Raw genomic sequence first — 21,459 nt, forward strand, 5'->3', positions numbered from 1 at the left:
GCCTGGGGCTTCGCAGCAGGAAGTCCTCGTCGCGTCAGGCGTCGCGTCAGGCGCTGTGAGGAACGCCCAGATCGGCTCGGGCCCGTTCGTGATAGCGGTTGATCAGTTCTATGAGCCCCAGACCCGCCTCCGCGGGCGCGGCACCCCCGCCGCGGGCCGCGATCTCCTCCTGCCACAGGGCGAGGTTGACCGCGTGCGCGGCCTCGATCGCCGCGGGCGAGGCCAGGAGGACGAGGGTCTCGAACAGCACACTCCTCCTCAGCTCGGCCGTCTCCATCGCGGCGAGGAACTCCCGCCGGTCGTCCGTTCCTTGCGCGGCCTGGCGGGCTCGTTTGGCCGTGCTGGATATCTCCTTCACGCACGCGGCGTACTCGATGTAGGTGGTGAGTTTGCGCTCGTCCCAGCGGGTCGCCATGGCCCGTCGATGCCGGGTGCGCTCGGCCGTGCTCGTCGCCAGGAAGGAGGTCAGGGCGCCGACGAGGACACCGGCGAGCGTCACTATCTGAGTGATCATGAAATCGAACTCTGACCGCGCCCAGGGCGTCAGGGCAAGGCCGGGCCCCCGGCCGCCGGTCGTGCACCGGTCGCGCCGGCCGCCGTCCCGTACCCTGCGGATCATGGACGACCCCGTACGTACGGCCCGTGAACTGCTACGGGACCGCTTCCCCGCCGCCAGGGCGGCCTTCCTCGCCGGCAGTGTGCTGACCCACCGCCGCACACCCACCTCCGACCTGGACATCGTGGTCCTCCTGGACGGACCGCCCGCGCCGAGCCGCGAGAACCTGACGTACGGCGGCTGGCCGGTGGAGCTGTTCGTCCAGACCGAGGCCGACTGGCACGGTTTCGCCGACCGGGAGACCGCGCAACGGAGTTCACCCCTGCTCGCGATGTGCGCGGACGGCAGGCTCCTGGTGGACGCGGACGGTCTCGGCGCCTCGCTCCAGGCCGAGGCGCGCAGGCGCTGGGCCGCGGGCCCGCCGCCCCTCTCCGACGGCGAACGCGACTACCTCCGCTACATCCTGACCGACCTGCTCGACGACCTCCGCGGCTGCCCGGACCCCGTCGAGCGCGTCCACCTCGTCGCCCACCTGCTCCAACGCGCCTCGGAACTGGTCCTGCTGACCGGCGGCCACTGGCTGGGCGCCGGCAAATGGCTCTCCCGCCGCCTCTCCGCGGCCGCCCCCGACCTCCACCGCACCCTGACCGACGGCGCCGCCCAGGCGATCACCGGCGACCCGGGCCCCTTCACCACGGCCGTCACCGAGGCACTGGGCAGGGCGGGCGGCCCGCTGTGGGACGGATACGCCATCCGGTGACCGGCGGTCGGTCGCCCGCCGCGAGGAGGGGCTGAAAACCGTGGCGGGGGCGGGCCACGGGACGTAGCCTCCCGCGCATGACCACCACGGACACCGTCCCCATCGACGCCGACCTCGTCCGTCGGCTCGTCGCCGCCCAGTTCCCGCAGTGGGCCGGGCTGCCCGTACGGGAAGTGGCCTCCGCCGGGACCGACAACGCGATGTTCCGGCTCGGGGACGCCTACGCCGTACGGCTGCCGAAGGCCTCGTGGGCGGCCGGGGACGCGGAGAAGGAGCAGCGGTGGCTGCCTCGGCTCGCGCCCGGGCTGCCGCTCGACGTGCCGGTGCCCGTGGGGTGCGGGGTGGCGGGCGAAGGGTTCGGGCAGGCGTGGTCGGTGTGCACGTGGCTGGACGGGGCGGACGCGTACACCGCGCCGATCGCCGATCTCGCGCACGCGGCACGGGAGTTGGGGCGGTTCGGGGTCGCGCTGCGGGCCGTCGACGCGAGCGGCGGGCCCCGGTCGTACCGGGGCGGCCCGGTCACCGACTGGGAGGACGGCAACATGCCCGCGGCGATCCGCGGCCTCGCGGATCAGGGCCTGCTCGACGCCGAACGGGCCACCGCCGCCTGGGAGTCGGTGCTCCGGCTGCCCGCCCACGACGGCGCGCCCGTCTGGGTCCACGGCGACCTGCTGCCCGGCAACCTCCTCACCCGCGACGGCCGGCTCAGCGCCGTCATCGACTTCGGCGGCCTCGGCACCGGCGACCCCGCCGTGGACACCCTGGCCGCCTGGACCCTCTTCACGCCCGAGACGCGTCCGCTGTTCCGCGAGGCCGCCCAGGTCGACGACGCGACCTGGGCGCGCGGCCGCGGCTGGGCCCTGTGCTGGGGCATCGTGACCGAGAACTACTACGGCGGCGGCCGGAACCCGGTCCTGGCCGCCGTCGCCCACCGGGCGTGGAGAGAAGCCCTCCAGGAGTACGACGCCGGCTAGACGGCCAGCTGCTCCGGCAGGTCCGTCGCGTGCACCACCGCCAGGCCCGAGACCGCACGCGTCAGCGCCACGTACAGGCGGCGCAGGCCCGTGCGCTCGTCCGGCTCGCCGTCCACGACGGCCGACGGCTCGTCCAGGACCACGTAGTCGTACTCCAGACCCTTCGCGAGCGAGGCCGGGACCAGGGTCAGGCGGGACTCGGCCGTCGTCTCCTCGCCCGGGGAGAGATACGGGAGACCCGCCGCGTCCAGCGCCTCCGCCAGCGGCGCGATACGGGCGTCCGCCGCGATCAGGCCGATCGAGCCCTCGTGCGTCAGGGCCTCCACGCAGGCCGCCACCACGCTCGCGTCCAGCGACTCCGGCTCCGCGCGCAGGATCTCCAGCGAGCCCGGGTTCTCACGCACCGACTCCACCGGCGCGAGCCCCGGCGACATGTGCGGCAGCAGCCGCGAGGCGTACGCGATGACCTCGCGCGGCACACGGAAACCGGCGGTCAGCTCCTCCACCACCGCCTCCGGCTTGCCCAGGTGCGCCAGCGCCTGCGCCCAGCTCTCCGTCGCCCACGGCGTGGTGCCCTGCGCCAGGTCGCCGAGGACCGTGGCCGAGCCGGTGGTGCAGCGCCGCCCCACCGCCCGGTACTGCATCGGCGACAGATCCTGCGCCTCGTCGACGACCACATGCCCGAGCGAGTGCGTCCGCTCCACCAGGTCGGTCGTCTCGTCGATGAGGACGGCGTCCGCCGCCGACCACTTCGCGGTCCTGACGCTACGGGCGGGCTTCGCCCACAGCAGCTGCTTCTGCTCGTCCTCGGTCAGGACACCCGCCGCGTGCTCTGCCAGGAAGTCCGGGTCGCTCAGCAGCCGCAGCACCAGCTTCGCCGGCTCGACCGCCGGCCAGCACTCCTTCACGACCGCCTTGACCGCCGCGTTGCGCGCGACCGCGTTCTGCACCCGGTCGTCCGGCGCCTCGCCCGCCTGCTCCATCCGTACGAGCACGGCGTGCGCGATGCGCTGCGGCAGGGCCTCGCGGGCCGCCCCGTACCGGATGTCACGGTCCGTCAACTCGCGGACCATCTCCTCCAGTTCGTACGCCGGCACGCGCCAGCGCCGCGAACCGCGCACCACCATCAGCGGCTCCGTCGGCAGCGTGACGTGCGACCAGACCGCCCGCCGCAGCACCTCCGCCATCCGGGCGTCGCCCTTGACGACGGCGGTCGCCGCCTCGTCCGTACCACGCACCTCGACATGCGCGACCAGGTCGTCCACGGTCGCCTGCTTGACCTCCAGCTCGCCGAGCGCGGGCAGCACCTGCTCGATGTAGTGGAGGAAGGACCGGTTCGGCCCGATGACGAGGGTGCCGGTGCGGGCGAGCCGCTCCCGGTGCGCGTAGAGGAGGTACGCGACACGGTGCAGACCGACGGCGGTCTTTCCGGTGCCGGGGCCGCCCTGCACGCACACCGTGCCGGACAGGTCGGAGCGGACGATCTCGTCCTGCTCGGGCTGGATCGTCGCGACGATGTCGCGCATCGGGCCGACGCGCGGGCGCTCGATCTCCGCCTGGAGGAGGCGGCTGGTGTGTGACCCCTCGGCGGAGCCGAAAAATGTCTCAGCGGCAGGGTCGGAGAGGTGCTCGTCCTCGTACGCGGTGAGGGCGCCGCCCGTGTAACCGAAGCGGCGGCGCAGACCGACGTCCTGCGGGTTCTGCTTCGACGCCTGGTAGTACGGCTGCGAGACCGGCGCGCGCCAGTCGATCACCATCGGGTCGCCGTCGGCGTCGTGGACGTGCCGGCGCCCGATGTAGAAGCGCTGGCCCTCCTGCGTGGTGTGCAGGTAGTCGAGCCGGCCGAAGAAGAGCGGGGTGTCGGCGAGGTCGGCGAGAGCCTTGATCCGGTCCTCGATCTGGCGCGTCAGGATGACGGCGTTGACCCAGTTCGCGGTGACGTCCTTGATGTCGAGCGACTCGACGTCCTCGCGCATGGCGCGCAGGGCGGCGCGGGACGCGGAGAGATGGGCGCGCTCGCGCGCGAGCGGATCGTCGACGTCGGCGTCGACATCGGCGGACGCGGACACGGACATGCTGAGGCCTCCGGTGGGTGGTGCTACGCGGACACGTCAAGATGGCCGCCGGTTTCCGACCGGGCGGCGGCGCTCCACGTACGGAGTCGTGCACGGGAGGCGGGGAAGCCGGCAAGTCTAACGTCGGGCGCGGGCGGGACGCGAACGGTTTTCACCCGGGGGACCTGCCGGGGACCTCTGGGGGACCCGTAGGGGTCGGGGTCCGACTCGCGGGGGACATGGGTTCGACCCCAGGGCCGATGTGTTCGGAATGTCCGTTTCGGATGATGGATGCATGACCACGACGACTCTCACCCCCGTGACCGGAATCCCCCACCGTCTCGCCTTCGGCCTCCGCGCGATACGCGCCTTCGGCGCCGCCGTCGTCGGCGTCGTCCTGCTCGGCTCGTACGAGGAGCAGGACGAGCGGGCCGGGGTGCGCGACCCGCGCCCCGGCCACGTCGACCGCGTCGACCGCGTCGGTCAGCCGTCCGCCGACAGCAGCTCGCTCGCGTCCACGATCCGGTAGGCGTACCCCTGCTCGGCCAGGAAGCGCTGCCGGTGGGCGGCGAAGTCCTGGTCGATGGTGTCGCGGGCGACCACCGAGTAGAAGTGCGCCTGATGGCCGTCGGCCTTCGGGCGGAGCACCCGGCCGAGGCGCTGGGCCTCCTCCTGGCGGGAGCCGAAGGTGCCGGAGACCTGGATGGCGACGGTCGCCTCGGGCAGGTCGATGGAGAAGTTCGCGACCTTGGACACGACGAGGACGCTGATCTCGCCGTTGCGGAAGGCGTCGAAGAGCTTCTCGCGCTGCGCGTTCGAGGTCTCGCCCTTGATCACCGGGGCGTCCAGATGCGCGCCGAGCTCGTCGAGCTGGTCGATGTACTGGCCGATGACCAGGATCTGCTGGCCCGCGAACTTCTTGACCAGCGCCTCGGTGACCCTGCGCTTGGTCGCGGTCGTGGCGCAGAAGCGGTACTTCTCCTCCGCCTCGGCCGTCGCGTACGCGAGCCGCTCGGAGTCGGTGAGGTCGACCCGTACCTCCACGCAGTCGGCGGGCGCGATGTAGCCCTGCGCCTCGATCTCCTTCCACGGCGCGTCGAAGCGCTTGGGGCCGATGAGCGAGAAGACGTCGGACTCGCGCCCGTCCTCCCGTACGAGCGTCGCCGTGAGGCCGAGCCGGCGGCGGGCCTGGAGGTCGGCCGTGAACTTGAAGACCGGCGCGGGCAGCAGGTGCACCTCGTCGTAGACGATCAGGCCCCAGTCGCGGGAGTCGAAGAGCTCCAGGTGCGGGTAGACGCCCTTCCGGCGAGTGGTGAGCACCTGGTACGTGGCGATGGTGACCGGCCGGATCTCCTTCCTCGTACCGCTGTACTCGCCGATCTCGTCCTCGGTCAGCGACGTGCGCCTGACCAGCTCGTGCTTCCACTGGCGGGCGGAGACGGTGTTGGTGACGAGGATCAGCGTGGTCGCCTTGGCCTGGGCCATCGCCCCCGCGCCGACCAGCGTCTTCCCGGCGCCGCAGGGCAGCACGACGACGCCGGAGCCGCCGTGCCAGAAGCCCTCGACGGCCTGCTGCTGGTACGGGCGCAGGCTCCAGCCGTCCTCGGCCAGGTCGATCCGGTGCGCCTCGCCGTCCACGTAACCGGCGAGGTCCTCGGCCGGCCAGCCCAGCTTGAGCAGGGTCTGCTTGATCTGGCCGCGCTCCGAGGGGTGCACGGCGACCGTGTCGGGGTCGATCCGCGCCCCGACCAGCGGCTGGACCTTCTTCGAGCGGAGGATCTCCTCCAGGACCGGGCGGTCGGTGGTGGTGAGCACGAGCCCGTGGGTGGGGTGCTTGCTGAGCGTGAGCCGCCCGTAGCGCGCCATCGTCTCGGCGACGTCCACGAGCAGCGCGTGCGGCACCGGGTACCGCGAGAACTCCACGAGCGCGTCCACGACCTGCTCGGCGTCGTGCCCGGCGGCCCGCGCGTTCCACAGCCCGAGCGGCGTCACCCGGTACGTGTGGATGTGCTCGGGCGCCCGCTCCAGCTCGGCGAACGCCGCGATGGCCCGCCGGCAGGCGTCGGCCTGCGGGTGGTCGACCTCCAGGAGGAGCGTCTTGTCACTTTGGACGATGAGTGGACCGTTCACGTACCTGCTTCCCCTTCCGCGCGGCCGGACTACCAGGCCAAACATCCAGTCTGCCTGATGGACGCGGAAGACGGGCCGCCGCAGAAGGCGGACTACCCCGCCGTCGTCCGCACCAGCGGGCTGTGGCCGATCGCGTTGTGGACCGTGAAGCTGACCGCGTCCGGGCGGTAGCGGTCGTCGGACCACTCCACCGGGCGCCCGTCGTGGGTCGTGGTCACGCGCCGGACCCGGAGCAGCGGGCTCGTGCGGCGGACGGCGAGGAGGCCGGCGTCGCGGGCACCGGCCGAGATCGCGTCGATGACGTGCTCGCCGTGGGCGAAGACCAGGCCCGTGTCGTCGTAGAGGCGCTGGGTGACGGAGGCGCACTCGGGGTCGATGGCCTCGACGGCGGGGGAGATCCAGTCGGCGTAGACCGTGCGCTCGACCAGGACCGGCTCGCCGTCCAGGCCGCGGACGCGCAGCACGTTGAGGACCGGGGTGCCCTGGGCCAGCTGGAGGCGGGCGGCGTCCTCGGCGGTGGCCGGGCGGTACTCCTGGGCGACCACATGGCCGGTGGCCGTACGGCCCATGGCCTGGGCCCACTGGGCGAAGCTGCGCAGCTCGGCGAAGCTCTGGCTGCGGCGCGGGGCGAGGACGACGCGGCGGGCGCCCTGGCGGGAGCCGATCAGGCCCTCGGCGGTGAGCGCGGCGACGGCCTGGCGGACGGTGCCGCGCGAGACGCCGTACCGCGTGGCGAGCTCGGTCTCGGCGGGCAGGTGCGCGCCGACCGGGTACTCCTCGCGGTGGATCGCCCGCCGGAGCTCCGCGGCGATCTGCTCGTGGCGCGCGGTCATCGTTCCCCCAGGTGGCATCCGGTTCCGCCGACTTCGGTGTGCGGCGTCTGTGTACTGCGTCTGTGTACTGCGCCTGCGTAGCGCGTCTGTGCACAGCGTGTGTGCAGTGTGATCAGCGTAAACCAGGGTTCGAGTGGCTGGAAACAAGCGCGAACAGGCGTGAACAGGCCTGATTGTGCAGGGAATAGCGGGTGTCCGTTCGGTCTCCGTTCACCTTCAGGTCATCGGCGCCCGGCGTACTGGGGCCAACTTGTTCAGACAAGTTGTCGACACGCTGTCGCCCCCGACCTTTCTCCCCGACCCTCCTGGAGAAGCCGTGCCCGTCCCCGCGACCCTCCCGAGAAACGCCGTCCTCGGCGGTTCCCTCGCCGTCCTGGCCGCGCTCGCCCTCAGCGCCTGCGGTGCCGCCCCCGACACCACCTCGGCCGACGGCAAGAACGCCGCCACCGCCACCTCCGCCGCCGACTTCGGCGGCATGGACAAGCTGGTCGAGGCCGCCAAGAAGGAGGGCAGGCTCAACGCCGTCGCCCTTCCCCGCGACTGGGCCAACTACGGCGCCCTGATCGACGGATTCCAGCAGAAGTACGGGATCAAGATCGTCGTCGACAACCCGGACGGCTCCAGCCAGGAGGAGATCAGCGCCGTCACGACCCTCAAGGGCCAGGACCGCGCCCCCGACGTCCTCGACCTCGGCCAGTCCTTCGCGCTGAGCGGCGCCCAGCAGGGCCTGTTCGCCCCGTACAAGGTCGCCGGCTACGCCGACATCCCCGACGGCCAGAAGGACGCCCAGGCCCGCTGGTTCAACGACTACGGCGGCTACGTCTCCATCGGCTGCGACACCAAGCGCGTCAAGAACTGCCCGACCACCTTCAAGGACCTGCTCAAGCCCGAGTACAAGGGCCAGGTCGCGCTCAACGGCAACCCGACCAAGTCCGGCTCCGCCTTCGGCGGCGTCTACGCGGCGGCCCTCGCCAACGGCGGCTCCCTCGACGACATCCAGCCCGGCCTCGACTTCTTCGCCGAGCTGAAGAAGAACGGCAACTTCAACCCCGTCGAGTCCACCCCGGCCACCGTCGAGAAGGGCGAGACGCCCATCTCCATCGACTGGGACTACCTCAACGCCGGGTACGCCAAGGAGTTCAGGACCAAGGGCCTCGACTGGAAGGTGTCCGTCCCCACCGACGGCCGCTACGCCCAGTACTACTCCCAGGCGATCAACAAGGACGCCCCGCACCCGGCGGCCGCCCGCCTGTGGCAGGAGTACCTCTACAGCGCCGAAGGCCAGAACCTCTGGCTGAAGGGGTACGCCCGCCCGGCCATGATGGTCGCGATGGAGAAGGCCGGCACCCTCGACAAGGACGCCGCGCTCCAGCTGCCCGCGGTCTCCGGCGTCCCCTCCTTCCCGACCGAGGCCCAGCAGGCCAAGGCCAAGCAGGTCCTCGCGCAGGGCTGGGGGAAGGCCGTCTCCGGATGACCCAGCCCGCCTCCGCCCGTCCCGCCCCGGCCCGTACGGGCGACGCCGAGCCCGCCCCGGCCGCCGCCGCCCGTACCGGCGCCGAGGGGACGGCCCCCACGCGGACGGCACCGGCGTCCGCCGCTTCCCCCGGTTCCGCGGTCTCCACCGCGCCCGCGGGGAAGCGGCGGCGCCGCACGCCCGCCTGGCTCGCCGCCGTCCCGCTGCTCGCCGTCACCGCGCTCGCCTTCGGGCTCCCGGCCCTCGCCATGCTGACCGGCGCGTTCACCGTCAAGGACCAGACCACCGGCGCCACGTCGTACGGCCTGGGGAACCTGACCGCCTCGCTCCAGGGCGCGTACCTCACCGCCCTGCTCGGCAGCGTCAAGCTGTCCGCCGTCTCCGCCGCCATCGGCGTGGTGGCCGGGCTGCTGCTCGCCCAGGCCGTGGTGACCTCCCGCTTCGAGGCGCTGAAGCAGGCCGTGCTCACCGCCTCCGGCGTCCTCGCGAACTTCGGCGGCGTCCCGCTCGCCTTCGCCTTCGTCGCCACCCTCGGCAACGCGGGCTTCCTCACCCAGCACCTCGGCCTGACCGAGCTGGGCTGGACCCTGTACGGCTTCACCGGCCTGACCCTCGCCTATCTGTACTTCCTGATCCCGCTGATGGTGCTCACCATCACGCCGGCGCTCGAAGGACTGCGCGTCCAGTGGCGCGAGGCCGCCCGCAACAACGGCGCCACCGCCTTCCAGTACTGGCGGCACGTCGCGCTCCCGGTGCTCACCCCGTCCCTGCTCGGCGGCTTCGTGCTGCTCTTCGGCAGCGCCTTCGCCGCGTACGCCACCGCCGCCGCCATGGTCGGCAGCTCGGTCCCGCTGATCACCCTGCAGATCGCCGACGCGCTCGCCGGCAACGTCATGGTCGGCCAGGAGAACGTGGCGCTCGCGATGAGCCTGGACATGGTGCTCGTCGCCGGCCTGGTGATGGCCGTGTACCTGCCCCTGCAACGACGGAGTGCCCGATGGCTCGCCTGACCTCGACCCTGCGGGTACGGCCCGGGCGCGGGCTCGTGCTGCTGCTCGCGGCGGTCTACTTCCTGCTGCCGCTCGCCGCCTCCGTGATCTTCACGATCGACGTGCCGGGCGAGGGCCTGACCTTCGAGGTGTACACGAAGATCATCGGCGCCGAGGGCTTCGTCCCGTCGCTGCTGCTCTCCCTCGAACTCGCCGCCGCCACCATCGCCCTGGTGCTGCTGCTCATGCTGCCCGCGATGGTCGCGCTGCGGCTCGGCGCGCCGAAGCTGCGGCCGGTGGTCGAGATCGTCTGCTCGCTGCCGCTGGTCGTCCCGCCGATCGCCTTCGTCGCCGGCATCGCCTCGGTGCTCACCTGGGGTCCCGAACACCTCTCGCGCACGCCGCTGTTCCAGACCTTCGTGGCCATCCAGAACCCCGACTTCCCGTTCGTCCTCGTCCTCGCCTACACGGTGATGGCGCTGCCGTTCGTGTACCGGGCGCTGGACGCGGGCCTGAGGGCGATCGACGTGCCCACCCTCATGGAGGCCGCCCGCAACTGCGGCGCCGGCTGGGCGCGGGCGCTGGTCACGGTCGTCCTGCCCAATCTGCGCGGGGCCCTGCTCAACGCCTCGTTCCTCACGCTCGCCCTGGTGCTCGGCGAGTTCACCGTCGCCCAGATCCTGAAGTTCCGGCCCTTCGCCGTCTGGATCGTGGGCGTGGGCGGCTCGCAGGCCCAGATGTCCGTCGCGGTGTCCGTGCTCAGCCTGTTCGTCACCTGGCTGCTGCTGCTCGGCATCGCCTTCCTCGGCGCCCGTTCCGCCACCCCGACCTCCTCCTCCGAGAAGTGACTGAAGAGATGACCGACACCGCAGCCGCCCTTTCCCGGGCATCGAAGACCGAATCGGCCGCCACCGTCGAATTCCGGGGCCTGCGCCGCGCGTTCGGCACCACGGTCGCCCTCGACGGACTCGACCTGACCGTACGGCCCGGCGAACTCCTCGCCCTGCTCGGCCCGTCCGGCTGCGGAAAGACCACCGCCCTGCGGATGCTGGCCGGCTTCGAACACCCCGACGCCGGTGAGATCCTCGTCGACGGCGAGGACGTCACCCGGATCCCGGCCCACCGCCGCGACGCCGGCATGGTCTTCCAGTCGTACAGCCTCTTCCCGCACCTCAGCGCCCTCGACAACGTCGCCTTCGGCCTGCGGATGCGCAAGGTGGGCTCGGCCGAGCGCCGCGCCCGGGCCGGCGAACTGCTCGACCTGGTCGGCCTCGGCGACAAGACCGGCCGCTACCCCCACCAGCTCTCCGGCGGCCAGCAGCAGCGCGTGGCCCTGGCCCGCGCCCTCGCCCTGCGCCCCCGCGTCCTGCTGCTCGACGAGCCGCTCTCCGCGCTCGACGCCAAGGTGCGGGCCACGCTCCGCGAGGAGATCCGCCGCATCCAGCAGGAACTCGGCATCACCACCCTCTTCGTGACGCACGATCAGGAAGAGGCGCTGTCCATGGCGGACCGGGTCGCGGTGATGCACGGCGGGCGTCTGGAGCAGTGCGCGCCGCCCGCCGAGCTGTACGGGCGGCCCGCGACCGCGTTCGTCGCGGAGTTCGTCGGCACGATGAGCCGCATCCCCGGAGACCTCGACGGCAGCACCGTCGAGGTACTCGGCCGGCGGCTGCCGGTGGACGGCGAGGCGCCCGCCGCCACGAAGGACGTGGACGTGCTCGTACGGCCGGAGGACGTGCGGGTCACGGCCGAGAGTGACGGGGCGACGGGCGGCGGCGACGGGGCGACGGGCGGGGGCGGCTCGGCCCGCGTCGTCGCGACGGCCTTCCTCGGCGCGACCACCCGGCTCACCGTACGGATCGAGGGCGGCCTCGCCGACGCCACCGAGGTCAAGGCGGACCTGGCCACGCACGAGGCCGCCGCCTTCGCCGCGGGGGATGCTGTGACGGTGACCCTGCGGGAACGCCCGGTCCTCGTCGCCGCACGCTGATCACGCTGATCGCCGCCTGCGACCGCTGATCGCCGCCGGCCCGAAGAAAAGAGAAGGAAGTACGTGAACCCGGAACGCCCGCTCCACGCCGTCCTGTTCGACATGGACGGCACGCTCGTCGACACCGAGGGACTGTGGTGGGAGGCGGTGGAGCAGGTCGCGGGCCGCGCCCTGACCGAGGCCGACCGCCCCGACGTCCTCGGCCGGCCCGTCGAGCACACCGCCGCCTGGCTCGCCGCGGGGGAGGGCGCCGAGAACGGCCGCGACGCCGGCGAGCTGGCGGCGGAACTGCACCGGGAGTTCGCCGAGCGGGTACGGGCCGGGGTCGTGCCCCGGCCCGGGGCGCTCGACCTGCTGGCCGCGCTGGCCGACGAGGGCGTCCCCACCGCCCTCGTCACCGCCTCGCCGCGGGCCGTCGCCGACACCGTCGTCGCCGCGCTCACGGCCCTCGGGGCGCCGGGGTTCGCGGTCACGGTCACCGCGGACGACACCGGGACGACGAAGCCCGAGCCGGAGCCCTACCTCGCCGCCTGCGCCGCCCTCGGCGTCGAGCCCGCGCGCTGCGTGGCCGTCGAGGACACCCCGACCGGTGTGGCGTCGGCGGAGGCGGCGGGCTGCGCGGTGCTCGCGGTCCCGTCGCTCGCCCCGATCGCCCCGGGCCCGGGGCGGACGGTGCGAGAGGCTCTGACGGACGTCACGCCGGCCTTCCTCGCCTCGCTGACCCGGCGTCAACTCACCGTGATGAGCTGGAACCTGTGGCTCGGCGGCTGTCTCGTCGAGGACCACCGGGCCAAGCAGCTCGCCGTCATCCGCGCCTCCGGCGCCGATGTCGTCGGCTTCCAGGAGACGGGGCAGCTCGCGACCCAGGAGCTGGCCGCCGCACTCGGCTGGCACCACCACGCGGCCGGCGAGAACCTCGGCATCCTCAGCCGCCACCCGATCACCGCCCGCCTCGGCGACCCCGAGGTCGGCTTCTACGGCGCGGCGGGCGTCCGCGTCCTCGTGGACCTCGGGGACGGCGAGCGCGAGGTCGACGTCTGGACGGCGCACCTCCACTACACCCCGTACGGGCCGTACGAGTCCGCCTTCGACGGGCTCCCGGCGGACGAGCTGATCGCCCACGAGGAGATCCGGCTCGCCCAGATGCGGGACACGCTGGCCCGTATCGCGAAGGAGGCCGGGGACGAGCGGCCCGTCGTCCTGGTCGGCGACTTCAACGCGGCCTCGCACCTCGACTGGCCGGACGTCCCCTGGCCGGTGACGAAGGCCGCCGAGGAGGCCGGCCTGCGCGACTCCTACCGCGAGGCCCACCCCGACCCCGTACGCGACCCGGGCCACACCTGGTCCCCGATCCACCCCGTCCACCCGGAGGAGGGCCCCCACGCGGGCGCCCCCGAGCCCCAGGACCGCATCGACTACATCCTCCACAACACCCGCGGCCTGCGCGTCCTCGCCTCCCGCACCCTCGTCACGGGCACCCCGTCCCCGTGGCCGGACGTGGCGGCGAACGAGTGGCCGTCGGACCACGCGGCGGTGGTGACGACCTTCGCGCTCTAACTCTCCTCCTCCGCCAGCTCCGCCACGCCCGTGATCCGGTGCAGCGGATACGTGCGGACCTCGTCCGCCGTGTGGTCGTAGCCGGTCACGAAGCCGCCCTCCACCCGCACCGGGGCGATGACGCGCTGGCTCGCCGCGCCCTCGGCGTTGACGTAGCCGATCCAGACCGCCGAGCCGGTGAGGGCGGCGGCCTGGACGGTGGCCAGGGTCTCGGCGGGGGAGGTGCGGGGGAGTTCGCCGGCCGCGAGCGGGGGAGCGGCCGGGGATTCCTTGCGGACCGCCGTGGCCGCGTGGTCGCCCGCGCGGATCGCCCGGACCGCCGCCTTGAGCAGGGTCGCGTCCGGCGCGGGCGGGCCGTCGGGGACGGGGGCCGGGGCGGTGCGGGGCGGGGTGCGGTAGGCGTCGGTGCGGGTGATGAGGACATCGCCCTCGGCGGACTCGGCGGCCGGCGCGTACCCCATCGCCCGCAGCCCCTCCAGGAGCGAGGCCGGGTCCGCCTGCGCCGCGAGGACCGTCGGGGCGAGGCGGCGCAGGCCCAGGGCCGCCGCGCGCCGGTCGGCGAGGATCTCGCCGAGCACGGTGTCGTCGTCGCAGCGCACGTACGCGGACGCCGCCCCGACCCGCAGATGCCCGTGGCGGCGCGCCATGTCGTCGATGAGGTACGAGAGCGGCTGCGGCACCGGCGTGCGCGAGTGCGCGGTGAGGAAGCCCTTGAGGTCGGAGGCGGTGCGCCCGGCGTCGAGCGCGCGCCGTACGGACGCGGGCGTGAAGCGGTAGACGGTCGCGCCGCCCTTCGACTCGACGTCCGCGAGCACCGCGAGGGTGTCGGCGAGCGGGCGGCGCAGCGGCCCCGGGGCGACGGCCGTCAGGTCGGCCTGGAGCAGTACGTGGTCCACGGCCTCGGGCAGCAGCGGCGCGAGCAGCGTCGCCGCGCGCGAGGCGGCGACGGCCGGCTCGCAGTCGTGCCCCTGGAACGCGTCGTCCGCGGCGGCCTCGGCGAGCGGCAGGTTGAGCAGGGCGCGGGCGGGCGTGGCGAGCGCGCCGCGGCCGGTGATGCCGAGGAGTTCGGCCTCGTCGAGGGTCCATACGGCGAGCTGCTCGCGCAGGTCGGCGAGGGCGGCGCCGGCGGTGGTGGCGCCCCGGCCGGCGGTGGCCCCGGGGCCCTGGCCCGTACCCGGTCCGCTCGGGCCGCTCGGGCCGCTCTGGCCGGTCGGTCCGGTCGGCCCGCCGGGGGTCGCGCCCGCGGCCGCGCCGCGCAGCGGCCGGTCCCAGCGCAGCCGGGCGAGCAGCGCCTCCCGGTCGGCGGCGGCGCCCGGTGGCAGCGAGGCCTGCAGGGCGAGCACCCGGAGGCGTACCTCCGGGGCCTGCGCCCGGTCCAGGCCCGGTCCGAGCGCGGACAGGGTGCGGCCCTTGGCGTCCTGGCCGCCGACGACACCCGCGGTGCGGGTCGCGGCGAGCCACGCGGCCGCCAGCCCGGCCCAGCGTTCGGCCGGCGGCAGGTCGAGCCAGTCGTCGTACGCGGGCGTCGGCGCGTACCGCTCGTCCGCCTCGCCGTCCGAGGCGAGCAGCCCCGCCGCGTGCACCAGCTCCAGCCAGAAGGCCGCCGTCGGCTCCGGCACGTCGAGCGCGGCGGCGGTGCGCTTGAGGTCCCGTACGGACAGACCGCCGGCCCGCAGCACCTGCGGACCGCCCTGGTCCCAGGACTTGAGCAGCTCCTCGACGGTCGCCAGCGCGGTGTGCGCCTGTCCGGCCGCCGCGTTGTCCACGACCTGTGGACGGTACTCGCGCGCCGCCGTCACCTCCGGCGCCACCGGCTCCGGCACCCGGTGCGCCCGCCCGCCGCGCAGATGCAGCGCCGCCTCGCGCGGCAGCACCACCGTCCGCGCCGACACCGGAAGCAGCAGGCCCCGGTCGCGCAGCCAGCGCACCGGCGGCGCCGGATCGGCCGTCACCTCCCCGTACGGTGGCCCCCACACCAGCCGGTCCAGGACCGCGAGCGCGTCGGGCGGCGCGGTGTCGAGCAGCGCCGCCATCCTCGTACGGTCCGTGAACAGCCCCGTCAGCGCCGCGACCGCCGACACCGGGTCGTGCGTCGCGGGCAGCCCGGCGGTCGCGATGATCTCCTGGACGCGGCCCGGCGACATCCCGGCGGTCGCCTCGGCGACGCTCGGGCCGAGGCCGGTGGGGGAGGGGTGCTGCGGCGAGGGCGCGAGCAGCTCGCGCGCGGTCCGCACCAGCCGCAGCCGCTCGTCGTCGCCCCACAGCAGCGCCTGCTCGCGCAGCACGGAGACCGCGCGCGGCAGCGCCTTCTCGATCTCCGCGTCGATCTCCGTGGCGCTCCCGTCCCCGGTGAGGAGGGCGAGGAGTACGGGGTACGGGGCGGGGTCCGGGGCCACGGCCAGCGCCTCGGCGGCCTGGAGCGCGAACCTGTCGAGCCGTTCGAGGGCCCGGACGACGGACGCGCGCGTCCCGGCCCGGGTGGCCAGCTGGGTCAGATCGTTCGGCACCGGCGAGAGCAGATCCGGCCGGGCCCGCAGCAGCGCCGCGAGCGCCTCGTCCCCGCCCGCGCGCAGCGCCTCCGCGAGGGTGCGCGGCGCGGTGCCGGCGCCTGTCCCGGCGCCTGTCCCGGCGCCTGCTCCGGCGCCTGTCTCCTTGGGCACGTGCGCCTCCCGGTCGCGCTCACCGATCCCACCGACCTCACCGATCCCCATCCGCACCACGTTAGCCCCTGCGCAGGCGCTACCGTCATGCCGTGGGGATCGAGAACGACCGGTTGGTCTTCGACTATCTGAGCCGGATCGGGGACCTGGCGCAGCAGCGCCAGGTGCCGGCGGCCGAGCGCCGCGAACTGGTCACGGGCCTGCGCGACGAGATCGAGCGCCGGCGCGCGGAGCGGGGCGAGGGGGTCCGGGGGATCCTCGGGGACCTGGGTACGCCGGACGAGGTGGTGGGGCGCGTGGTGCCGGGGCCGAGGGCGGGGGCCGAGGCGCAGGCCGAGGCTTCGGAGCCGCCGATTCCGCCTCCGGCCCGGTCGGCGCCGGCCCGGGCGGTCCCGGTGCCCCGCGCCGGTGACTGGTGGCACGGCGACGCCGCGGACGAGGCCGACGCCACCGGGGCCGTGCCCGGCTTCATGGGCGGCGTGGAGATCCCGGAGATCCTGAAGCCCCCGCCGGAGGAGCCCGAGGACGGAGGATCGGGGGACTCGGAGTCCGAGGACCCGGAAGCCCCGGACGGATCCGACCCCCGCGGCCGCCTGTCGCGCCTCCGCGGCCTGCGCCTCGGCAGCCCCCTGCTCCTGTTCGCGGCCGCGCTGCTCCTCCTGGGCGTCGTCCTCGGCCACCCGGTCCCGGTGCTCGCCGGCTGGCTCCTCGCCTACGCCTCCCGCGAGCGCCGTGTCGCCGCCCTCGCCCTGCCCGGAGCGGTCGCCGCCGGCGGCGCGATCTGGCTCTGGGGCCGCGTCACGGGCCGCTGGGGCGCCCCGATCCCCCCGGGAGAGGAAGCCCTGGGCGCCGCCCTCTCCGCCACCTGGCCCTGGACCCTCCGCACCGCCGCGATCGCCTCGGCGCTGTACCTCCTGTGGCGCTCGCGCCGCTCGTAGAGCGCGCCTCCGGCGTGCCCTCCGGCTCAGGGACGGGGGCGGGGGTTCACGACGTCGGCGAAGGGGATCGAGGCATCGGCAAACACGGTGAACAGGTCGTAGCGCCGGTACTCCCGCTGGGTCTCCTCGTCCTTCAGGGCCCCCTTCCCCCTGAACGTCGAAATGGAGGCGCCCCAGGCGGAGCCGTCCGCATCGAGAGCCCACCACGAGGTCACGTAACGGGGCTTTCGCGTCACGGTGATCACGTTGGTGCTGTAGGCCACCGGCGCGTGGTACACGAGGAATTCACCGCATTCCTTCGGGGGGCAGTAGAACCGCGACTCCTTGTCCCACGAAAACTCTGCGACTCCGAAGGTGTCCAGATCGACCGTTCCGCGGTCCTTCCTCATGACCATGGCGTCGACAGAGGCCTCCAGCACGTCGTACTTCGCCCCCCTGGGAACCTCGACCATCTTCTGCTCGGTGTATTCCTCGCCCGGATCGAACCAGTTCCCGGGGCCGGTGAAAGGGCCGGTGCCGAGGACAGTCCAATCGAGGGACTCGACGTGGCGGGCGGCGTCGCCCTCCCCTTCCAGCACCTTCCGGCGGTCCCGCAGCTCGGTGCTCTTCCCGACGTACTTCCCCGTGCGCCCGTACACCGTCCAGCCGCCGGCGAGGGTGTACAGGGGGACCGACCCGCTGTTCTTCAGGTGCAGCGTCACGGGGATGTGGACGACCGGCTGTTCCAGGTCCGTCCGCGGAGTCCCGTACCGGATCTGCAACGCCAGGTTCGTCGGCGCGGCCGTCGGCTGGTACAGGGAGGAATAGGCGAAGTTCACCCCTGCCAGGATCGCGGTGATCGCCACCCCCGCCGCGATCTTCGTCGGGTACGGAGTGCCCCGCCAGACCTTCTCCCGGACGACCACCCACAGCGCCCACAGGGACCAGAAGAAGTGCGGGAAGAACGCCAGCGTGTACGGCGTGGCCTCAGCCTCCTGGAACCACAGGAAGACCAGCAGGGACGTGACCGTCAGCGCGATGAGGACACCGAGGAGGACGACGGCCCCCGAGATGCTCAGGCTGCGTTTGCCCCAGTAGTCGAAGGCCGCGATGGCCGCCGCCCCCTCGGTCAGGCCCCCGAGGATGAACAGGAAGCCTGTCATCCGCCCCGCGAACGTCATCGCGTCGAAGGCGTCCGGAACGCCGATGACGATCAGCAGGGCCATGCACGCCACCAGGCCGAGCGCCATGAACCCGATGGTCGCGCGTCGGCGCCCCGCGTGGTCGGGCCACACGTCGCTGCCGCCTCCGGCCCAGCACACGGCGGCCCTGTCGTCGAGATCCAGGTCCTTCGGGCAGCCGTGGCGGCGGAGAACGTCTCGCAGCTCTCGGAGGGACCAGACGCTGTCCACCGTCTCCGTGCCGATGCGCACCTCGCGCAGGCCCCGGCTGTCCGGCGGACGCACCGTGACCCTGGTCCGGCGTTCCATGTCCCCAGACTCGCGCCGGTCCCGGCGTCACGCAGGCGGTGTTGCCCCGTTGGAGTTCAGGTCGGCCGGAAGGTCGTCCCGTAGGTCGTCCCCCAGGTCGGGAGGCTCCTCCGCCGGCTCCGACCACGGCGCGCCCGGCACCACCAGCGGGGAGCCCGTCACCGGGTCCGGGACCACGACCGAGTGCAGGCCGAAGACCTCCCGTACGAGCTCGGCCGTGACGATCTCGCCCGGGGCGCCCTCGGCGACGACGCGGCCGGACTTCATCGCGACCAGGTGGTCGGCGTAGCGGGCGGCCTGGTTGAGGTCGTGGAGGACGAGGACGACCGTGCGGCCGCGGGCGCGGTTGAGGCGGCGGACCAGGTCGAGGACCTCGACCTGGTGGGCGATGTCCAGATAGGTGGTGGGCTCGTCGAGGAGGAGCAGGTCGGTCTCCTGGGCGAGGGCCATCGCGATCCAGACCCGTTGACGCTGCCCGCCGGACAGTTCGTCCACGGACCGCCGGGCCAGCGCGGTAACGCCGGTGCGTTCCATCGCGTCGACGACCGCCCGCTCGTCCGCCTCCGACCACTGCTTCCACCACGCCTGGTGGGGCTGCCGGCCGCGGGCCACCAGGTCGCCGACCGTGATGGCCTCCGGCGCGACCGGGGTCTGCGGCAGCAGGCCGATCTTCTGGGCGATCCGCTTCGTCGGGAGCTTCGCCAGCTCCTCGCCGTCGAGCAGGACGGCGCCGCTCCGCGGCTTGAGGAGCCGCCCGAGGGCGCGCAGCGTGGTCGACTTGCCGCACGCGTTCGGCCCGACGATGACCGTCACCCTGCCGTCGGGGATCGCCAGGTCCAGCTCGTGGACGACGGTCCGCTCCTCGTACGCGAGCGTCAGCTCACGGGTCCTCAGCCTGCTCAACGCCCACCTCCGGCGCGCGAACCGCGCACGATCAGCCAGATCAGATACGGGGCGCCCACCGCCGCCGTCAGAACACCCACCGGCAGCTCGGTGGGCGCGAAGAGCCGCCGGCCCAGCGTGTCGGCGAGGACCACGACCACCGCGCCGAGCAGCGCCGAACACAACAGCGGGATCTGCGCCGTCCGGGTGACCCGGCGCGCGGTCTGCGGCGCGAGCAGCGCCACGAAGTCCACCGGCCCGGCGACCCCCGTCGCCACCGACGCGAGCACCACGCCCACCGCCACCAGACCCAGCCGGACCCGCCCGAGCCGTACGCCGAGCGCCGTCGCCGTGTCGTCGTCGAGCGCCACCGTGCGCTGCGCCCGCGCCGCCCACAGCACCGCCGGGAGCATGACGAGCAGCGTCCAGCGCAGCGGCGCCGCCTCCTCCACACCCCGCCCGTTGAGCGAACCGGTCATCCAGATCTGCGCCTGCTGGGCGACCAGGTAGTCGCCCTTCGTCATGAACAGGTGCGTCAGCGAGCGCAGCGCGATCGCGCAACCGATGCCGATCAGCACGAAGCGCGTCGCGTGCAGCCCGCCGCGCCACGCGCACACGTACACGAGCCCGGCCGCGAGCAGCCCGCCCGCGATCGAGAGGTACGGGACGACGCCGTACGAGGCGAGCCCGAAGGTCATCGCGGCGACCGTGACCGCCCCCGCGCCCTGGCTGATGCCGATGACGTCGGGGCTGGCGAGGGGGTTGCGGGCGACGGTCTGGATGAGCGCGCCCGCGATCCCGAACGCCGCGCCGACCATCAGTCCGGTCTCCAGCCGCGGCAGCCGCAGCTCCGCCACGACGAACGAGTCCGCCGCGCCGACGAGCACCTTCACGACCTCGGCCGGGCTCACGAACCGCTCGCCGACGCACAGCGACACGACCGAGACGGCGGCCAGGAGGACGAGCAGGGCGGTGGCGGCGACGGCGGAGCGCCGGTGCACGAGGAAGGACGCGCGCCCGGCGCGTACCAGGTCATGGCCGTACGGACGGGTCGGACGGGTCTTCGAGCCGCTTGCGGTCGTCATGCCGGCACCGCCTTCCGGCGCACCAGCGTCACCAGGAACGGCACGCCGATCAGGGCCGTCACCACACCCGCCGGGACCTCGCCCGGCGGGAACAGGATCCGGCCCAGCACGTCCGCCACGAGCAGCATCACCGGCCCGATGAGCGCCGCCGTCGGCAGCAGCCGGCGGTGGTCGCCGCCGACCACCGCGCGGGCGATGTGCGGTACGGCCAGGCCGACGAAGGCGATCGGCCCGGCGGCCGCGACCCCCGCGCCGGTCAGTACGGTCGCGCCGACCCCGCCCACGATCCGCACGGTCGCGACCCGCTGCCCGAGCCCCTTGGCGACGTCCTCGCCGAGCGCGAGCGCGTCGAGCCCGCGCGCCACGGACAGTACGAGCAGCGCGCCGAGCAGCAGGAAGGGCCAGATCTGCCCGACGACCTCGGCGTCCCGGCCGTCGAGCGAGCCGATCTGCCAGAACCGGAACTCGTCGAGCGCCGAGGCCCTCGTCGTCAGGACGCCGGTGGTCACGGACAGCAGCAGCGCGTTGACCGCCGCCCCGCCGAGCGCCAGCTTCACGGGCGTCGCGCCGCCCCGGCCGCCCGACGCGACCGCGTACACGGCGACGGACGCGAGCGCGGCCCCCGCGAAGGCGAACCACACGTACCCGGTGAGGGTGTGCACCCCGGCGAAGGAGAGGGCGAGGACGACCCCGACCGAGGCGCCCTGGCTGATGCCGAGGACGCCCGGGTCGGCGATCGGGTTGCGGGTGATGCCCTGGAGCGCGGTCCCGGCCAGCGCGAGCGCCGCGCCGACCATCAGACCGATCACCGTGCGCGGCACCCGCAGTTGCCGCACCACCTCGGCGTCGTCGCCCGTGGCACCGTGCAGCAGCGCGTCGAACACGGTGGCCGGGGGGATCGCGCGGGCACCGACCGCGAGACTGAGCAGGACCGCGACGAGCAGGGCGACGACGGCCGCCGTGGTCGCGGCGACGCGCCGCGCGGCGCGGCGCGCGGCGCGTCGGGAGCGTATGGCGGACATGGACACCCATCGGCTCTGGTTTGGTAAGGCTTCGCTAAGTGGTTCCGCTCAGTGTAGACAGCAGCGATTTCGCCACCACGGGCACA

The 21,459-nt window shown here is 73.7% G+C and carries 18 protein-coding genes; 9 read left to right on the forward strand and 9 right to left on the reverse strand.

Annotation, left to right across the window (positions count from 1 at the left end; genetic code table 11):
* Positions 1–46 precede the first annotated feature (46 nt).
* Complete coding sequence (locus AB0C73_RS01230) at positions 47–514, reverse strand: hypothetical protein (protein ID WP_362523221.1); 468 nt, start codon at positions 512–514, stop codon at positions 47–49.
* Positions 515–617: 103 nt separating this feature from the next.
* Here AB0C73_RS01230 and AB0C73_RS01235 point away from each other — a divergent pair, with 103 nt between their 5' ends.
* Positions 618–1,316 carry a nucleotidyltransferase domain-containing protein gene (locus AB0C73_RS01235; RefSeq protein ID WP_362523222.1) on the forward strand — a complete coding sequence of 233 codons (699 nt, stop codon included), beginning with the start codon at positions 618–620 and terminating at the stop codon, positions 1,314–1,316.
* Positions 1,317–1,393: 77 nt separating this feature from the next.
* A complete protein-coding gene (locus AB0C73_RS01240; protein ID WP_362523224.1) occupies positions 1,394–2,290 on the forward strand; it encodes an aminoglycoside phosphotransferase family protein in 897 nt (298 codons plus the stop codon).
* On the opposite strand, the gene AB0C73_RS01245 is transcribed toward AB0C73_RS01240, so the two are convergent.
* The gene (locus AB0C73_RS01245; RefSeq protein WP_362523226.1) at positions 2,287–4,365 is read right to left on the reverse strand and encodes a UvrD-helicase domain-containing protein; all 2,079 of its coding nucleotides are present in this window, start codon (positions 4,363–4,365) and stop codon (positions 2,287–2,289) included. The genes AB0C73_RS01240 and AB0C73_RS01245 overlap by 4 nt on opposite strands.
* A 274-nt stretch (positions 4,366–4,639) precedes the next feature.
* On the opposite strand from AB0C73_RS01245, the gene AB0C73_RS01250 reads away from it, so the two are divergent.
* Entirely contained in the window at positions 4,640–4,873 is a 234-nt protein-coding gene (locus AB0C73_RS01250) for a hypothetical protein (protein ID WP_362523228.1), read from the forward strand.
* Here the strand turns inward: AB0C73_RS01250 and AB0C73_RS01255 are convergent.
* Positions 4,828–6,474 (reverse strand): DNA repair helicase XPB, encoded by a 1,647-nt coding sequence (locus AB0C73_RS01255; protein ID WP_362523230.1) that lies wholly within the window; start codon positions 6,472–6,474, stop codon positions 4,828–4,830. The genes AB0C73_RS01250 and AB0C73_RS01255 overlap by 46 nt on opposite strands.
* A 92-nt stretch (positions 6,475–6,566) precedes the next feature.
* Entirely contained in the window at positions 6,567–7,307 is a 741-nt protein-coding gene (locus AB0C73_RS01260; protein ID WP_362523232.1) for a GntR family transcriptional regulator, read from the reverse strand.
* A gap of 316 nt (positions 7,308–7,623) precedes the next feature.
* Here AB0C73_RS01260 and AB0C73_RS01265 point away from each other — a divergent pair, with 316 nt between their 5' ends.
* The 5 genes from AB0C73_RS01265 to AB0C73_RS01285 all read left to right on the forward strand — a co-directional run bounded on the left by AB0C73_RS01265 (position 7,624) and on the right by AB0C73_RS01285 (position 13,317).
* A complete protein-coding gene (locus AB0C73_RS01265; RefSeq protein ID WP_362523234.1) occupies positions 7,624–8,781 on the forward strand; it encodes an extracellular solute-binding protein in 1,158 nt (385 codons plus the stop codon).
* A complete protein-coding gene (locus AB0C73_RS01270; protein WP_362523236.1) occupies positions 8,778–9,791 on the forward strand; it encodes an ABC transporter permease subunit in 1,014 nt (337 codons plus the stop codon). The genes AB0C73_RS01265 and AB0C73_RS01270 overlap by 4 nt, the downstream gene beginning before the upstream one ends.
* Positions 9,779–10,618, forward strand: a complete 840-nt coding sequence (locus AB0C73_RS01275; protein WP_362523238.1) for an ABC transporter permease subunit — start codon at positions 9,779–9,781, stop codon at positions 10,616–10,618. Before AB0C73_RS01270 ends, AB0C73_RS01275 begins: the two co-directional genes overlap by 13 nt.
* Positions 10,619–10,626: 8 nt before the next feature.
* The gene (locus AB0C73_RS01280) at positions 10,627–11,760 is read left to right on the forward strand and encodes an ABC transporter ATP-binding protein (protein WP_362523240.1); all 1,134 of its coding nucleotides are present in this window, start codon (positions 10,627–10,629) and stop codon (positions 11,758–11,760) included.
* A gap of 63 nt (positions 11,761–11,823) precedes the next feature.
* On the forward strand, positions 11,824–13,317 hold the full coding sequence (locus AB0C73_RS01285) for an HAD-IA family hydrolase (protein WP_362523242.1): 1,494 nt from the start codon (positions 11,824–11,826) through the stop codon (positions 13,315–13,317).
* Here the strand turns inward: AB0C73_RS01285 and AB0C73_RS01290 are convergent.
* Positions 13,314–16,028, reverse strand: coding sequence for a helicase C-terminal domain-containing protein (locus AB0C73_RS01290; RefSeq protein WP_362523244.1), 2,715 nt, complete (start codon positions 16,026–16,028; stop codon positions 13,314–13,316). The two genes, AB0C73_RS01285 and AB0C73_RS01290, sit on opposite strands and share 4 nt — an antisense overlap.
* A gap of 41 nt (positions 16,029–16,069) precedes the next feature.
* Here AB0C73_RS01290 and AB0C73_RS01295 point away from each other — a divergent pair, with 41 nt between their 5' ends.
* The gene (locus tag AB0C73_RS01295) at positions 16,070–16,915 is read left to right on the forward strand and encodes a hypothetical protein (RefSeq protein WP_362523246.1); all 846 of its coding nucleotides are present in this window, start codon (positions 16,070–16,072) and stop codon (positions 16,913–16,915) included.
* Between the two features lie 26 nt (positions 16,916–16,941).
* On the opposite strand, the gene AB0C73_RS01300 is transcribed toward AB0C73_RS01295, so the two are convergent.
* The 4 genes from AB0C73_RS01300 to AB0C73_RS01315 are packed head-to-tail and all read right to left on the reverse strand — an operon-like array spanning position 16,942 to position 21,373.
* A complete protein-coding gene (locus tag AB0C73_RS01300) occupies positions 16,942–18,384 on the reverse strand; it encodes a hypothetical protein (protein ID WP_362523248.1) in 1,443 nt (480 codons plus the stop codon).
* A gap of 27 nt (positions 18,385–18,411) precedes the next feature.
* Positions 18,412–19,287: an ABC transporter ATP-binding protein gene (locus AB0C73_RS01305; protein WP_362523250.1), complete on the reverse strand. Its 876-nt coding sequence runs from the start codon at positions 19,285–19,287 to the stop codon at positions 18,412–18,414.
* Entirely contained in the window at positions 19,284–20,351 is a 1,068-nt protein-coding gene (locus AB0C73_RS01310) for an iron chelate uptake ABC transporter family permease subunit (protein WP_362523252.1), read from the reverse strand. Before AB0C73_RS01310 ends, AB0C73_RS01305 begins: the two co-directional genes overlap by 4 nt.
* Positions 20,348–21,373 (reverse strand): iron ABC transporter permease, encoded by a 1,026-nt coding sequence (locus AB0C73_RS01315; RefSeq protein ID WP_362523254.1) that lies wholly within the window; start codon positions 21,371–21,373, stop codon positions 20,348–20,350. Before AB0C73_RS01315 ends, AB0C73_RS01310 begins: the two co-directional genes overlap by 4 nt.
* Positions 21,374–21,459: the final 86 nt, after the last annotated feature.

The sequence above is a fragment of the Streptomyces sp. NPDC048623 genome (assembly GCF_040650755.1).
Classification (GTDB): domain Bacteria; phylum Actinomycetota; class Actinomycetes; order Streptomycetales; family Streptomycetaceae; genus Streptomyces.

What these genes read in the sequence shown, in the direction of transcription:
- AB0C73_RS01290 (WP_362523244.1), bottom strand. Translation starts at nt 16,028, where the DNA reads ATGGGGATCGGTGAGGTCGGTGGGATCGGTGAGCGCGACCGGGAGGCG.
- AB0C73_RS01250 (WP_362523228.1), top strand. Translation starts at nt 4,640, where the DNA reads ATGACCACGACGACTCTCACCCCCGTGACCGGAATCCCCCACCGTCTC.
- AB0C73_RS01275 (WP_362523238.1), top strand. Translation starts at nt 9,779, where the DNA reads ATGGCTCGCCTGACCTCGACCCTGCGGGTACGGCCCGGGCGCGGGCTC.
- AB0C73_RS01280 (WP_362523240.1), top strand. Translation starts at nt 10,627, where the DNA reads ATGACCGACACCGCAGCCGCCCTTTCCCGGGCATCGAAGACCGAATCG.
- AB0C73_RS01310 (WP_362523252.1), bottom strand. Translation starts at nt 20,351, where the DNA reads ATGACGACCGCAAGCGGCTCGAAGACCCGTCCGACCCGTCCGTACGGC.
- AB0C73_RS01235 (WP_362523222.1), top strand. Translation starts at nt 618, where the DNA reads ATGGACGACCCCGTACGTACGGCCCGTGAACTGCTACGGGACCGCTTC.
- AB0C73_RS01245 (WP_362523226.1), bottom strand. Translation starts at nt 4,365, where the DNA reads ATGTCCGTGTCCGCGTCCGCCGATGTCGACGCCGACGTCGACGATCCG.
- AB0C73_RS01240 (WP_362523224.1), top strand. Translation starts at nt 1,394, where the DNA reads ATGACCACCACGGACACCGTCCCCATCGACGCCGACCTCGTCCGTCGG.
- AB0C73_RS01270 (WP_362523236.1), top strand. Translation starts at nt 8,778, where the DNA reads ATGACCCAGCCCGCCTCCGCCCGTCCCGCCCCGGCCCGTACGGGCGAC.
- AB0C73_RS01300 (WP_362523248.1), bottom strand. Translation starts at nt 18,384, where the DNA reads ATGGAACGCCGGACCAGGGTCACGGTGCGTCCGCCGGACAGCCGGGGC.
- AB0C73_RS01260 (WP_362523232.1), bottom strand. Translation starts at nt 7,307, where the DNA reads ATGACCGCGCGCCACGAGCAGATCGCCGCGGAGCTCCGGCGGGCGATC.
- AB0C73_RS01315 (WP_362523254.1), bottom strand. Translation starts at nt 21,373, where the DNA reads ATGTCCGCCATACGCTCCCGACGCGCCGCGCGCCGCGCCGCGCGGCGC.
- AB0C73_RS01230 (WP_362523221.1), bottom strand. Translation starts at nt 514, where the DNA reads ATGATCACTCAGATAGTGACGCTCGCCGGTGTCCTCGTCGGCGCCCTG.